Annotated in this window: 10 protein-coding genes; 2 read left to right on the forward strand and 8 right to left on the reverse strand. The window is 63.3% G+C overall.

All coding sequences use genetic code 11. From position 1 onward, the window contains the following. Nucleotides 1-128 precede the first annotated feature (128 nt). Both QOS90_RS12405 and QOS90_RS12410 read right to left on the reverse strand, forming a co-directional pair. A complete protein-coding gene (locus tag QOS90_RS12405; protein WP_027595560.1) occupies nucleotides 129-878 on the reverse strand; it encodes a tetratricopeptide repeat protein in 750 nt (249 codons plus the stop codon). A gap of 3 nt (nucleotides 879-881) precedes the next feature. Then, the gene (locus QOS90_RS12410; protein ID WP_027595559.1) at nucleotides 882-1,562 is read right to left on the reverse strand and encodes a Fe2+-dependent dioxygenase; all 681 of its coding nucleotides are present in this window, start codon (nucleotides 1,560-1,562) and stop codon (nucleotides 882-884) included. A 221-nt stretch (nucleotides 1,563-1,783) separates the two neighbouring features. Here QOS90_RS12410 and QOS90_RS12415 point away from each other — a divergent pair, with 221 nt between their 5' ends. Both QOS90_RS12415 and QOS90_RS12420 read left to right on the forward strand, forming a co-directional pair. Beyond that, the gene (locus tag QOS90_RS12415; protein ID WP_027595558.1) at nucleotides 1,784-4,090 is read left to right on the forward strand and encodes a TonB-dependent receptor; all 2,307 of its coding nucleotides are present in this window, start codon (nucleotides 1,784-1,786) and stop codon (nucleotides 4,088-4,090) included. A 260-nt stretch (nucleotides 4,091-4,350) separates the two neighbouring features. Then, nucleotides 4,351-6,906: a PepSY domain-containing protein gene (locus QOS90_RS12420; RefSeq protein ID WP_085272808.1), complete on the forward strand. Its 2,556-nt coding sequence runs from the start codon at nucleotides 4,351-4,353 to the stop codon at nucleotides 6,904-6,906. A gap of 113 nt (nucleotides 6,907-7,019) precedes the next feature. On the opposite strand, the gene QOS90_RS12425 is transcribed toward QOS90_RS12420, so the two are convergent. The 6 genes from QOS90_RS12425 to hisS form a co-directional block, all read right to left on the reverse strand. Then, on the reverse strand, nucleotides 7,020-7,811 hold the full coding sequence (locus QOS90_RS12425) for an amidohydrolase (protein ID WP_085272641.1): 792 nt from the start codon (nucleotides 7,809-7,811) through the stop codon (nucleotides 7,020-7,022). Continuing rightward, nucleotides 7,799-8,947, reverse strand: a complete 1,149-nt coding sequence (locus QOS90_RS12430) for a pyridoxal phosphate-dependent aminotransferase (RefSeq protein ID WP_085272640.1) — start codon at nucleotides 8,945-8,947, stop codon at nucleotides 7,799-7,801. Before QOS90_RS12430 ends, QOS90_RS12425 begins: the two co-directional genes overlap by 13 nt. 211 nt (nucleotides 8,948-9,158) lie before the next feature. Next, the gene (gene der / locus QOS90_RS12435) at nucleotides 9,159-10,622 is read right to left on the reverse strand and encodes a ribosome biogenesis GTPase Der (RefSeq protein WP_027595554.1); all 1,464 of its coding nucleotides are present in this window, start codon (nucleotides 10,620-10,622) and stop codon (nucleotides 9,159-9,161) included. A gap of 117 nt (nucleotides 10,623-10,739) precedes the next feature. After that, complete coding sequence (bamB, locus tag QOS90_RS12440; RefSeq protein WP_027595553.1) at nucleotides 10,740-11,882, reverse strand: outer membrane protein assembly factor BamB; 1,143 nt, start codon at nucleotides 11,880-11,882, stop codon at nucleotides 10,740-10,742. A gap of 1 nt (nucleotide 11,883) precedes the next feature. Beyond that, the gene (locus tag QOS90_RS12445; RefSeq protein ID WP_027595552.1) at nucleotides 11,884-12,525 is read right to left on the reverse strand and encodes a tetratricopeptide repeat protein; all 642 of its coding nucleotides are present in this window, start codon (nucleotides 12,523-12,525) and stop codon (nucleotides 11,884-11,886) included. 39 nt (nucleotides 12,526-12,564) lie between these two features. After that, complete coding sequence (hisS, locus tag QOS90_RS12450; RefSeq protein WP_027595551.1) at nucleotides 12,565-13,854, reverse strand: histidine--tRNA ligase; 1,290 nt, start codon at nucleotides 13,852-13,854, stop codon at nucleotides 12,565-12,567. Nucleotides 13,855-13,873: the final 19 nt, after the last annotated feature.

Consider the following 13,873-nt stretch of genomic DNA (forward strand, 5'->3'; position numbering starts at 1 on the left):
TCATGTGTGCTGGCTTGTGCCGGCCTCTTCGCGGGGCAAGCCCGCTCCCACAGGACCCTGATGTGCCACAGGCAACAGATAACGTGTGGGAGCGGGCTTGCCCCGCGAAGAGGCCAGCAGTCTAGACATCATTCCCCGCGCTGTTCGAGTTCCTCGGCATACCCTGCTGCATACCCCGCCAGCAACGGCCCAGCCCCACGCAATGTAGCCACCGCACTGCGCAAGAAATTCACATTCCCCTCAACCCGCGCCCGCTCCAGCCAAGGCCCGGCTTCAGTCAGTTGCCCCCGCTCGACCAGCACCATCGCCAAACTGAACATCCCGCGAAAGTCCCCCGCCTCGGCCGAACGCCGATACCAGCGCACCGCCCGCGCCGGGCTTGCCGCCGTGGCAATGCCCTGCTCCAGGTAACGCCCGTACAGGTTCATCGACTTGGCATGCCCCAACTGCGCGGCCTTCTCGTAACAGACCAAGGCCTGGGCCTGGTTGGCCGGCACCCCGCGCCCGGTGGCCAGCAGGTTGCCCAAATTGTAAAGGCCCCAGTCCAGCCCGGCGTCTGCCGCCCGGGCATAGTGAATGGCCGCCTGCGTCAGGCTGACTTCACCGCCCCAGCCATGCTCCAGGCAACGCCCCAGCATGTTGCAGGCCATGACACTGCCTCCCTGCGTGGCAATGGCGAACCAGCGCCGGGCCAGGTCTACATCCTGCTCAATACCGCGCCCATCGAGCAGAATCTGACCCAGCAGCAACTGCGCCTCGACCACCCCCTCCCCCGCTGCCGCCAGGATCGCCTGGGCCGCCTTGCCGGGGCTGTCTTCGAGCATGGCCTTGAGGCCTGCAACATCCACCACTTCTTCACGACGCAACGGGTATGACACGGTTCAGACCTCAGCCCAGCGGCGCAGCAGGTTGTGGTAAGTCCCCGTCAACTGCAGCAGCGATGGGTGATCGGGCACATCGGCGGTGAGTTGCTGGATGGCATTGTCCATCTCGAACAGCAGCGCACGCTGGCTGTCCTCGCGCACCAGGCTCTGCGTCCAGAAAAACGCCGCATAACGCTGGCCGCGGGTCACCGGGTTGACCTTGTGCAGGCTGGTGCCGGGGTACAGCACCAGGTCGCCCGCTGCCAACTTGACCTGCTGCACGCCGTAAGTGTCCTGAATCACCAGTTCGCCGCCGTCGTAGCTGTCCGGGTCGCTGAGGAACAGCGTCGAGGACAGGTCGGTACGCACGCGCTCCGGGCTGCCCTTGGGCTGGCGCAGCGCATTGTCGATGTGGAAGCCGAAGTTGCCGCCTTCGCGGTAGCAGTTGATCAGCGGTGGAAACACCTTGTGCGGCAGCGCTGCTGACATGAAGCGCGGCGTGTTCCACAGGCGGTCAATCAGCGCGCTGCCCAGCTCCTTGGCCAGCGGGTGGCCTTCAGGCAACTGCAGGTTGTGCTTGGCCTTGGCCGATTGATACCCGGCAGTGACCTTACCATCGGCCCAATCAGCCTGCTCCAGCGCCTCGCGGATACGCGTGAGTTCGTCGGCATCGAACAGGCCGGGAATGTGAAGCAGCATGGCGACGGCACCAGGGCAAATGTAAAGGCGTCAATGATATTGATTCCCTTTTACATACCACAAGCCCCATTCGCCGCTTAAGACGTTTCAGCCACTGAAAACCGTAAAGCCAAACTGTAAAGATTGTAAATTCTTCACGAATGGTAACGACTCTCAATTGTTAGTCACAATTGCTTACATTAAGATCCGCCGCCTTATCACCTTGGGGAAGGTCCTTACCAATGCGTCACTACGTGCCATCTGCTGTGAGTTCACCACGCCTGATCGTGACCGCCATCGGCGTCGCCATCACTGCTTCGACCGCCTACGCTGCCGAGCCTGCCGCCAACAACGCTGTCACCCTGGATGCCACCAGCGTCAACGGCAAGGCCGAACAGGCCAGCACCGATTACAAGGTCGAGAAAGCCTCATCGCAGAAGTACACCGCGCCGCTGGTAGACACGCCACGCTCGGTCACGGTGATCCCGCAACAGGTCATCAAGGACACCAACGCCCTCAGCCTGCAGGACGCCCTGCGCACGGTACCTGGCATCACCTTTGGTGCCGGTGAAGGCGGCAACCCGCAAGGTGACCGGCCATTCATCCGCGGCTTCGACGCCCAGGGCGACACCTACCTGGACGGCGTACGCGATACCGGCGCGCAAACCCGCGAGATCTTCGCCATCGAGTCGGTGGAAGTGGCCAAGGGCCCGAACTCGGCCATCGGTGGCCGTGGCGCAGCAGGCGGCACCATCAACCTGGTGAGCAAGCGCGCGCACCTGGGCAACTCGCTGGATGGCGCCTGGACCTGGGGCAGTGACCAGACCCAACGCTACACCTTCGATGGCAACTACCAGTTCAGCGACACGGTGGCCGGTCGTCTCAACCTGATGACCCACGAGAGCAACGTCGCCGGCCGCGACAAGGTCAACTACGACCGCTGGGGCATCGCCCCGTCCCTGGCTTTCGGCCTGGGCACCCCGACCCGCGTCAACCTCGACTACTACCACCTGGAAAGCGACGACCTGCCGGATTCCGGCATCCCGTACACCATTCCTACCGGTGGTAGCGGCGCCCGTACCTCGGCGCACCCGAGCAAACCGTACGATGGCGGTGACAGCGACAACTTCTATGGCCTGACCGGCCGCGACTTCCGCAAGAGCCGCGTCGACATCGCCACCTTCGCGATCGAGCACGACCTGACGGACGCGCTGACCATCAAGAACACCCTGCGTCACGGCAACAGCATGCAGGATTACATCCTGACCCAGCCTGACGACAGCAAGGGCAACGTCAACAACGGCAGCGTCTGGCGCCGCGCCAACAGCCGCGTTGGCAACACCGCCACCACCACCAACCAGACCGACCTGTTTGGCGAGTTCTATGTGGGTGGGATGAAGAACAGCTTCTCCACCGGCATCGAGCTGAGCCGGGAAGAGAGCAAGCGTTCGTCGTACAACGTTGATACCGCAACTGGCGGCTCGTCTGCCACGGCGTGTAACCCAAGCCTGATCGGCGCCAACAGCGGCTACAACTGCACCTCGTTGAGCAATCCGAACCCGGATGATCCGTGGAATGGCGCGATCTCGCGCAACTACGCTGGCACCGATACCAAGAGCAATACCCGCGCCCTGTACGTCTTCGACACCTTGGAGCTGACGCCTGACTGGCTGCTGAACATGGGCCTGCGCTACGACCACTTTGACACCCAGTACCGTACCTACGATGCCGCTGGCGCCACCGTGGTCAACGCCAAGGGCGTGGCCTCCAAGGGCCGTGATACCAGCGAGTTCGTCACCGGCCAACTGGGCCTGGTCTGGAAGCCGGCCGAAAACGGCAGCATCTATGTCTCCTACGCCACCTCCGCGACGCCACCCGGCGCGATGCTCGGCGAGGGCACCGAAGGCAACCCACTGGGCAACACCAGCGACCGCGCCGGCAACCTGCTGAGCAGCGACATGGAGCCGGAAGAGACCACCAACTACGAGATCGGCACCAAGTGGGACCTGCTCGACCAGCGCCTGTCCCTGGCCGCCGCGCTGTTCCGCACCGAGAAGGAAAACGCCCGCGTTCAGGTGGACACCACCACCTACGAAAACGTCGGCGAAACCCGCGTGCAGGGTATCGAGCTGTCGGCCAGCGGCAAGCTCACTGACAAGTGGCAGGTCTTTGCCGGCTACACCTACATGCAGGCGCGCCAGATCGATGGCGGCGCCCTGGGCAAGGTTAACGATGGCAACCAGCTGCCGAACACACCGAACAACAGCGCCAGCCTGTGGACCACGTATTCGATCACGCCGAAGCTGACCGTCGGGGGTGGCGCGTTCTATGTGGATGACGTGTACGGCAGCGTGGCCAACACCACCATGGTTGACAGCTACGTGCGCTACGACGCCATGGCCGCCTACAAGCTGACCAAGAACGTCGACCTGCAGCTGAACGTGCAGAACCTGACCAACGAGGTGTACTACGACAAGGCGTTCTCCACCCACTTCGCCAACCAGGCGGCTGGGCGGACGGCGCTGCTGACCACCAGCGTTCACTTCTGATGTCGGGATTGGGTTGATCTGTTGAATGGGCTGTGCCTGTGCCGGCCCTTTCGCGGCTAAAGCCGCTCCCACAGGTATTCCACTGACCTCGAGTTTCGTGGTGTCCCTGTGGGAGCGGCTTTAGCCGCGAAGAGGCCGGCACAGGCTACATACAACCGGTAAACAACACCCACCCCTGCCCCGTTCATTGAGCGGGGCTTTTGCGTATCAAGGCATAATGCACGCCGCCTGAACTGAAACGGCAAGACAAGGTGATCGATGTGGTGAAGAAGACGCTGTTCCAATTGCACTGGTTCTTTGGCATCACCGCTGGCCTGGTGCTGGCCTTGATGGGCATCACCGGGGCGATCTGGTCGTTTCAGGAAGAACTGCTTCGGGCCTTCAATGCCGATGTGCTGAAGGTCGAAGTACGCCCCGAGGGCGTATTACCGCCCGCCGAACTGGTGCAGCGAGTCGAGGCCGCACGAGGCGACAAGGTCGCGATGCTGTGGGTGGACCTGCACGAAGGCAACGCTGCGCGGATCTTCTTCACACCGCCGCCAGGCCAGCGCCGTGGTGAGCTGCGTTATGCCGACCCGTACACCGGCGAGCTCAAGGGTGAAGTGGCCGGGCAGGACTTCTTCAACCTGATGCTCAACCTGCACCGGTTCCTGGCCATGGGCGACAGCGGCCGGCAGATCACCGGTGCCTGCACCCTGATGCTGATCTTCTTCTGCCTCTCTGGCCTGTACCTGCGCTGGCCGCGCAAGGCGCTCAACTGGCGGGTCTGGCTGACCTTCGAATGGGCCAAGAAAGGCCGCGCCTTCAACTGGGACCTGCACGCCGTGGCCGGTACCTGGTGCCTGCTGTTCTACCTGCTGTTCGCCCTCACCGGCCTGTTCTGGTCCTATGAATGGTACCGCGAAGGCCTGAACAAACTGCTGGCCGATGCGCCGGCAGCGGGCCAGCAGCAAAAACGCGGCGAAGGCCGTGGCCGCCACGGGCCACAGAAGGTCGACAAGAACGCACCGCCGCTGGTGGTCGACTACGACGCTATCTGGGCCAACCTCAAGGAGGCCGCGGGCCCGGGCCTGGCCATGTACAACCTTCGCCTGCCACCGGCAGGTGGCCAGCCGGCCAACCTCTTCTACCTAGTGGACGATGCCGCGCACCCGCGCGCCTTCAACACGCTGGTCCTCGACCCGGCCACCGGCCAGGTGAAAAGCCACGACCGCTACACCGACAAATCCTTCAAGGCGCAGTTGCTGCAGAGCGTTTACGCCCTGCACGTAGGCGAATACTTCGGCTTGCCGGGCCGGATCATCGTCACCCTCGCCAGCCTGACCATGCCGCTGTTCTTCGTCACCGGCTGGCTGCTGTACCTTGACCGCCGCCGCAAGAAACGCCAGGTTCGCGCTGCCCGAGGCGGCGTCGACAGCACCCAGGCTGGCAGCGACAGCTGGCTGATCGGCTTTGCCAGCCAGAGCGGCTTCGCCGAACAGCTGGCCTGGCAAAGTGCCGGGCAATTGCAGGCGGCTGGCCTGCCGGTGCAAGTCCGTGCCTTGGCCGAACTGGGCGAGGATGACTTGCGCCAGGCCCGTCGCGCCTTATTCGTGGTCAGTACCTTCGGCGATGGCGAAGCGCCAGATAGCGCCCGCGCGTTCGAGCGCAAGGTGCTTGGCCAACCCTGGGCGCTGAACAACCTGCACTATGCCGTGCTCGCCCTAGGCGACCGCCAATACCCGCACTTCTGCGGCTTTGCCCGTCGCCTGCAGGCTTGGTTGGGTGAACGCGGCGCCAGCACGGCGTTCAGCCCGGTGGAGGTGGACAACGCCGACCAGGCGGCGCTGCAACAATGGCAACAGGCACTGGCGCAGCTGACGGGGGCCCAGCCGGTCACGGCCTGGCAGCCGCCGAGTTTCGGCAACTGGACGCTGGTGCAACGTGAGTTGATGAACCCGGGCAGCCAGGGCTTGCCGGTCTACCTGATCGGCCTGCGCCCCGAGGAGCCTGCCAGCTGGCAAGCCGGCGACCTGGTAGAAATCCTGCCGCGCAATGCTCAGCTGCGGGTCGACGCCTTCCTCGACGGCCTGGGCCTGGATGCCAACGCCCCCGTGCAGCTCGACGGCCTGAGCGAGACCTTGGGCCAGGCGCTGGCCAGCCGTCAGTTGCCCAGCCGGCGCGATCAGTTGGTGGGCTTGCACGCGCAGGCGCTGGTCGATGCGCTGGTACCGATCGGCACGCGTGAATACTCCATCGCTTCGATCGCCAGTGACGGTGTATTGGAATTGATCGTGCGCCAGGAACGTCACCCGGATGGCAATTTCGGGCTGGGGTCTGGTTGGCTGACCGAGTACCTGCCGGTGAATGGCCTGCTGAACGTGCGCCTGCGCCGCAACAGTGGCTTCCACCTGCCCGAGTCACCGGTGCCGATGATTCTGATCGGCAACGGTACTGGCCTGGCTGGGCTGCGCAGCCTGCTGCGCGCGCGGGTCAACGCGGGCGAACAACGCAATTGGCTGCTGTTCGGTGAACGTAACCGCGCGCATGACCTGCTGTGCGGCAACGAACTGCAAGGCTGGCTCGACAGCGGCGATTTGGCACGCCTGGACCTGGCGTTTTCGCGGGATCAGGCCGAGAAGGTGTATGTGCAGGATGTGTTGCTGCAGCAGGCTGAAGCGTTCAAGCGCTGGGTGGCGGATGGCGCCTGTGTGTATGTCTGCGGCAGCTTGCAGGGCATGGCGGCCGGCGTTGATGCGGCGCTCAAGGGCATTCTCGGCGATGAAATGGTCGAGCAACTGATCGAGGATGGGCGGTATCGGCGGGATGTGTACTGATCAGATATTGATGTAAAGGCATCTGGCCCTTTCGCAGCACAAGGCTGCTCCTACAGGTGTAGCGCATAACGTGTAGGAGCAGCCTTGTGCTGCGAAAGGGCCAGTGCAGGCTGTTAGTGCAGCTCGAAGGTATCGGCATCCAGGTTCGCCGGGAACTTGGCCCGGTACGCCGCCAGCTCCGCCGCTCTCAACACCACCGTGAACACCCCGTCCGCTTCGCCAGCACTGAGCAGGCTCTCGCCCTGGAAGTCCAGCACCTGGCTGTCACCGGAATAGGCGAAGCCTTTGCCATCGGTGCCCACGCGGTTCACCGCCGCGACAAAGCACAGGTTCTCGATGCCCCGCGCCGGCAGCAGTCGGTTCCAGTGCTGGCGGCGCGCCGCCGGCCAGTTGGCGGTGTACAGCAGCAGGTCGGTGTCCTGGGCATCACGGCTCCACACCGGGAAGCGCAGGTCGTAGCAGATCAACGGGCGCACCCGCCAGCCCTTGATCTCGAACTGCACCTGACGCTCACCGGGGGTGTAATGCTTGTGCTCGCCCGCCATGCGGAACAGGTGGCGCTTGTCGTAGTGCAAGATCTCACCGTCCGGGCGCGCCCACAGCAGGCGATTACGGTGGCTGCCATCGGCGGCCTGGATGATCACGCTGCCGGTGATCACCGCGTTGTACTTCTTCGCCTGGGCCTTGAGCCATTTGTAGGTCGGGCCGTTCTCGGGCTCGGCCAGGCTTTCGGACTCCATCGAGAAGCCGGTGGTGAACATCTCTGGCAGGATCACCAGGTCCACCTCACCCACTTGCTTCAGCAGTTCCTCGAAGTGCGCATAATTGGCCTCGCGGTCGTGCCAGGCCAGGGTGGTCTGCACCAAGGCGATTTTCAGGTCGGGCAGTGTACTCAGATCGCGCATAGTTTTTCCGCCGCCTGACGCAGCGTCTCCTCACGTTTGGCAAAGCACAGGCGCACCAGGCGTTGCTCGGGGATGGGTTGCTGGTAGAACACCGACACCGGAATGGTCGCCACGCCGTGCTCACGGGTCAGCCACAACGACATCTCGACATCGTTCAGGTCCGGGCGGATCTGCGAATAGTCCACCAGCTGGAAATAGGTGCCGGCCGTGCGGCGAAAACTGAAGCGCGAACCTTCGAGCAAATCGCAGAACAGGTCGCGCTTGGCCTGGTAGAAGCCTGGCAGTTCATCGAGGTGCTCGGGGTGCTCGGCCATGAAGTCGGCCAGCGCGCACTGCAACGGCGTGACGCCGCAGAAATTGACGTACTGGTGCACCTTGCGCAGCTCCGCGCTCAGGGCCGGCGGGGCGATCACGTAGCCGGTTTTCCAACCGGTCACATGGTAGGTCTTGCCGAACGAACTGACCACGAAGGCACGGTTATAGAGCTCGGCATGGGCCAGCACGCTGGCGTGGCGTACGCCGTCATAGACCAGGTGCTCGTAGACTTCGTCGCTGACCAGGTAGATATCGCGATCAGCGATCAGCTGCGCCAGCTGGTCCAGGTCTTCACGGGTGATCAGCGCGCCGCTGGGGTTATGCGGCGAGTTGAGGATGACCATGCGTGTACGCGGGCTGAGGGCATCGCTGAACCGCTGCCAGTCGATGCGGAAGTCGCCGTCGCTCAATTGCACATGCACACAACGGCCACCGGCCAGTTCCACCGACGGCTCGTAGCTGTCATAGCACGGGTCGAAGACGATGACTTCGTCACCGGCCTGGATCACCGCTTGAATGGCGCAAAAGATTGCCTCGGTGGCACCTGGGGTGATGGTCACTTCGTGATCGGCATCCACCTGTGCGCCATACAACCGTGCGACCTTGGCCGCTACCTGCTGGCGCAGGGCCGGCAGGCCAGTCATTGGCGCGTACTGGTTATGCCCGGCGGCCACATGCCGGCCCACTGCATCGAGCAACGCCTGCGGGCCGTTGAAGTCGGGGAAGCCTTGGGAAAGGTTGAGCGCACCGGTCTGCACGGCGAGCTGGGACATGGTGGTGAAGATGGTCGTGCCGACATTCGGCAGTTTGCTGCGGATCATGGAGCCCTCTTTCCTGGGGTTTATCCGGCACGGGGTGGAGTCCGAGCATAGCGGATCGAGCGGTCAGGAAAAAGGTTGAAACAATAGGGGGATTGCGTTGGATCAAAGGGCCCCTTCGCGGCTAAAGCCGCTCCCACAGGTACTGCGCTGCACTCGATGACTGCGCTATCCCTGTGGGAGCGGCTTTAGCCGCGAAGAAGTCGACGCGAAATCAGCGCTTGTCGCGGCGCTTCTTCTCGGCCTTCTTGTGGTGCGACATCAAGCGGCGCTTCTTGTTGACCTGGCGATCGGTGAGGGTGTTTTTCTTGCCCTCGTACGGGTTCTCACCACCTTTATACTCGATGCGGATCGGCGTACCGACCAGTTTCAGCACGCGGCGGTAGGTGTTTTCCAGGTAACGCGAGTACGACTTGGGAATGCTCTCGGTCTGGTTGCCGTGGATCACGATCAGCGGCGGGTTGGCACCGCCCAGGTGGGCATAACGCAGCTTGATGCGGCGGCCATTGACCAACGGCGGCTGGTGCTCGCTGACCGCATCTTCGAGGATCTGCGTCAGGCGGCTGGTTGGCCAACGGGTGACCGCCGACGTGAACGCGGCCTGTACCGACTTGTACAGGTTGCCCACGCCCGTGCCGTGAAGCGCGGAAATGAAGTGGATGTCGGCGAAATCGACGAAGAACAGCCGGCGCTCCAGCTCGGTCTTCACGTAGGCGCGCTCACCCGACTCCATGCCATCCCATTTGTTCAGGGCGATGACGATGGCGCGGCCGGCTTCGAGGGCAAAGCCCAGCAGGTTCAGGTCGTGGTCGACCACACCTTCGCGGGCATCCATGACGAAGATGACCACGTTGGCGTCTTTGATCGCCTGCAGCGTCTTGACCACCGAGAACTTCTCGACTTCCTCGTGGATCTTGCCGCGCTTGCGCACCCCGGCGGTGTCGATGAAGGTGTACTTGTCGCCATCGCGCTCGAACGGGATGTAGATACTGTCTCGGGTGGTGCCTGGCTCGTCGTAGACCACCACGCGCTCTTCGCCGAGCATGCGGTTGACCAAGGTCGACTTGCCGACGTTCGGGCGGCCGATGATGGCGATCTTGATGCCATCTTTTTCGCTTGGGCCAGGAATGCGCGCGGCTTCCTCGCCTTCGGCGACGTCCTGGTCGAGTGCTTCGTCCTCGGCATCACGCGGAAGGTGGCCGAGCACGGCTTCCATCAGGGCGTTGATACCACGGCCCTGGGAGCCCGCCACCGGAATGGCGTTGCCCATGCCCATCGGCGAGAACTCGGCACGCGCAACGTCGGGGTCGATGTTGTCGATCTTGTTGGCAACCAGAATCGCCGACTTGTTGCGCTTGCGCAGGTGCTCGGCAATCATCTGGTCGGCTGCGGTCATGCCCGCACGGGCATCGACCAGGAACAGCACATAGTCGGCTTCTTCGATGGCCATGAGCGACTGCTCGGCCATTTTCTCGTCCATGCCCACTTCGTCACCGGTGATACCGCCGGTGTCGATCAGGATGAAAGAACGACCCTGCCAGGAGGCATCACCATACTGGCGGTCACGGGTCAGGCCCGACAGGTCACCGACGATGGCATCGCGGGTCTTGGTCAGGCGGTTGAACATGGTGGATTTGCCGACGTTCGGCCGTCCCACCAGGGCGATTACGGGAACCATGCGGCTCTCCACTCTTGAATTCTTGAAAATGCAAAGGCCGCTGCAAGGCAGCGGCCGGAGTTTGTGCGGCGTTTCCTACACCGCGGCTCAAGACCGTTGGCGGTCTTGAGCTTAGCTTCAGCGGACGGTCAGTGCCTCGAGCTTGCCGCTGTTGCCGAAGACGTAGATGGTGTCGCCGACCACCAGGGGCCGGGCGCGCAGGCCATCGCTGTCGATTCGTTCACGGCCGACGAAGCGGCCATCGACCTGGCTGAGCAGGTGCAGGTAACCCTCGAAGTCCCCGACAGCCACGTAGCTGGAGAACACTTCCGGTGCCGACAGCTGACGGCGAGCCATGGAATCGTTGGTCCACAGGGCGCTGGAAGAGCGCTCGTCGACGCTTTCAACGGTACCCGAGGCTTCGCTGACATAGACGTTACCGTAACCCTGGGCGACACCCACATAGCTGGACGCATCACGCTGCCACAGCACGCGGCCGCTTTCCAGGTCCAGGCCCGCTACGCGGCCCTGGTAGGTGCTGACGTACAGAGTACCACCGGACAGCAGCAAGCCGCCGTCGATATCTACCACGCGGTCCAACTCGGAACGCCCCTGCGGGATGGCCACACGGCTCTCCCACACTGGCACGCCGTTGTTGATATCCACCGCGATCACTTTACCGGTGGACAGGCCGGCAACCGCCAGGCGGTTGGTCGCGATCGGTGCACCGGTGCCGCGCAGGGTCAGTACGGCCGGGGTGTTTTCGTAGATCCAGCGGCGGTCGCCGGTCGCGGCATCGAGGCCGATCAGGCGGTCGTCCTGGGTCTGCACTACCACCACGTCGCCGTTGTTGGCGGGCGGTGCCAGCACTTCACTGGTCACGCGCGAACGCCAGCGCTCTTCACCGGTGCTGGAGTCCAGCGCGATGACCTCGCCTTTGAGGGTGCCGAGCATGACCAGCCCGTAACCCACGCCGACAGCGCCCGACACTTGCAGGTCCAGGTCTTTTTTCCACACCACGTCGCCGGTGATACGGTCGAGGGCGAAGACTTCGCCGTTGACGTCGGAGGCGTAGATACGGTCGTTTTCGATGGCCGGTACCAGGGTGTTGTACGTCTCGCCCTGGCCGTCACCGATCGAGCGGCTCCACTGCTTTTTCAGTACCACTTCCTCGGTGAACTTGGTCAGCTCGGCCGGGGGCAGTTCCTTCTTGCTGTTGCTGCTGCAACCCGCGGCCAGTACGGCCAGGGTCAGCACTGCTGCTTGTTTCCAACCGATCACGTCACGCGTCCCCTTTGGCCAAGTCATCCAGCTTCAGTTGCAGGCCACCGACCGCTGCTTCATCCGACAGCGAGGCCTTGGCTTTCTCATAAGCGCTGTGAGCATCGTCGGCGCGACCCAGCTGCACCAGCAGGTCACCCTTCAATTCTTCGCGGCTGGCCAGGAACGCCTTGTCGGCATCGCCGTCGAGCAGCTTGAGTGCCTCTTCGGCCTTGTCCTGGGCAGCCAGTACACGGGCCAGGCGCTGGCGCGAAATCTCGCCCAGGGTGGCATCGGCTGGCTTGTCCAACACAGCTTTGAGCTCGGCAGCAGCGTCGTCGAGCTTGCCGCTCTCGACCGCGACCTTGGCCACGAACAGGCTGCCGTACTGGGCGTAGGCGGTACCACCGAACTCGCTCTTGAGCTTGCCGGCCAGTTCCGCGACCTTGGTTGCGTCAGGCTGGCCACTCGGCGTCAGGCTGGTTTCAAGCAAAGCCTGGTACAGCTGCGAGGCACCTTGCGACTGGTTGTTCTGGTACTTGTGCCAGGTATTCCAGCCCAGTACCACCACACCGGCCAGCAACGCGCCCGTCAGCAGCGGCTTGCCGTTGCGGTTCCACCAGTCCTTGACCCCTGCCAGGTCATCATCATCGGTACTCGACACCCCAATACTCCTTTTCGCCTATTCGCTTGTTGGACCGCGTTACGCCTGTGCGACCGCGGTTTCCAGGTGCTCAGCCAGAGCATCCCAGGCAATGTTCTGTTGTTCGCCCTGACCACGCAGGGGCTTGAAGCCGATCGCTTGCTGGGCCAGCTCGTCGTCGCCAAGAATCAGGGCGAACAGCGCGCCGCTCTTGTCGGCTTTCTTGAACTGGCTCTTGAAGCTGCCACCCCCAGCGTTGACCACCAGGCGCAGGCCTGGCAGACGATCACGCAGGCGTTCGGACAAGCGCAGGCCAGCCAGCTCGGCCTGTTCGCCGAAGGCGCAGAGGTAGACGTCGACCTGACGGCTGATCGACTCGGGCACCTTGCCCAGGGTCTCCAGCAGCAGGATCAGGCGCTCGATACCCATGGCGAAACCAACGCCGGTGGTCGGCTTGCCGCCCATCTGCTCGACCAGGCCGTCGTAGCGGCCACCGGCGCAAACAGTGCCCTGGGCGCCGAGCTTGTCGGTGACCCACTCGAACACGGTCTTGCTGTAGTAGTCCAGGCCACGCACCAGCTTGGTGTTGATCACGAACGGGATACCGGCAGCCTCCAGACGGGCCTTGAGGCCCTCGAAGTGCACGCGGGATTCTTCGTCCAGGTAATCTTCGAGCTTCGGCGCGCCAACCAGCACCGCCTGGGTGTTCTGGTCCTTGCTGTCGAGGATGCGCAGCGGGTTGCTCTTCAGGCGACGCTGGCTGTCTTCGTCCAGCTGCTCGAGGCGTGCCGAGAGGAACTCGACCAGCGCATCACGGTAGCGGGCACGGGCTTCGCTGGTACCCAGGCTGTTGAGCTCGAGCTTGACCGCGTCCTGGATGCCCAGCAGGCCCCACAGGCGCCAGGTCAGCATGATCAGCTCGGCGTCGATGTCCGGCCCGTCAAGGTTGAACACTTCCACGCCGATCTGGTGGAACTGGCGGTAGCGGCCTTTTTGCGGGCGCTCGTGGCGGAACATCTGGCCGATGTACCAAAGTTTCTGCACCTGGCCGTTGCCGGTGATGCCATGTTCCAGCACGGCACGCACACAGGCGGCAGTGCCTTCGGGGCGCAGGGTGAGCGAATCGCCGTTGCGGTCCTCGAAGGTGTACATCTCTTTTTCGACGATGTCGGTCACTTCACCGATGGAGCGCTTGAACAGCTCGGTGAACTCGACGATCGGCGTGCGGATCTGGCTGTACCCGTAGGTGTCCAGCAGGCCGGCCACGGTGCCCTCGAAGTAGCGCCACAGTGGCGACTGTTCAGGCAGGATGTCGTTCATGCCACGGATGGCTTGCAGCGATTTGCTCACGAAAAGTCCTTACGAATTC

Source organism: Pseudomonas sp. LAIL14HWK12:I10, from assembly GCF_900184205.1.
GTDB classification, from domain to species: Bacteria; Pseudomonadota; Gammaproteobacteria; order Pseudomonadales; family Pseudomonadaceae; genus Aquipseudomonas; species Aquipseudomonas kermanshahensis.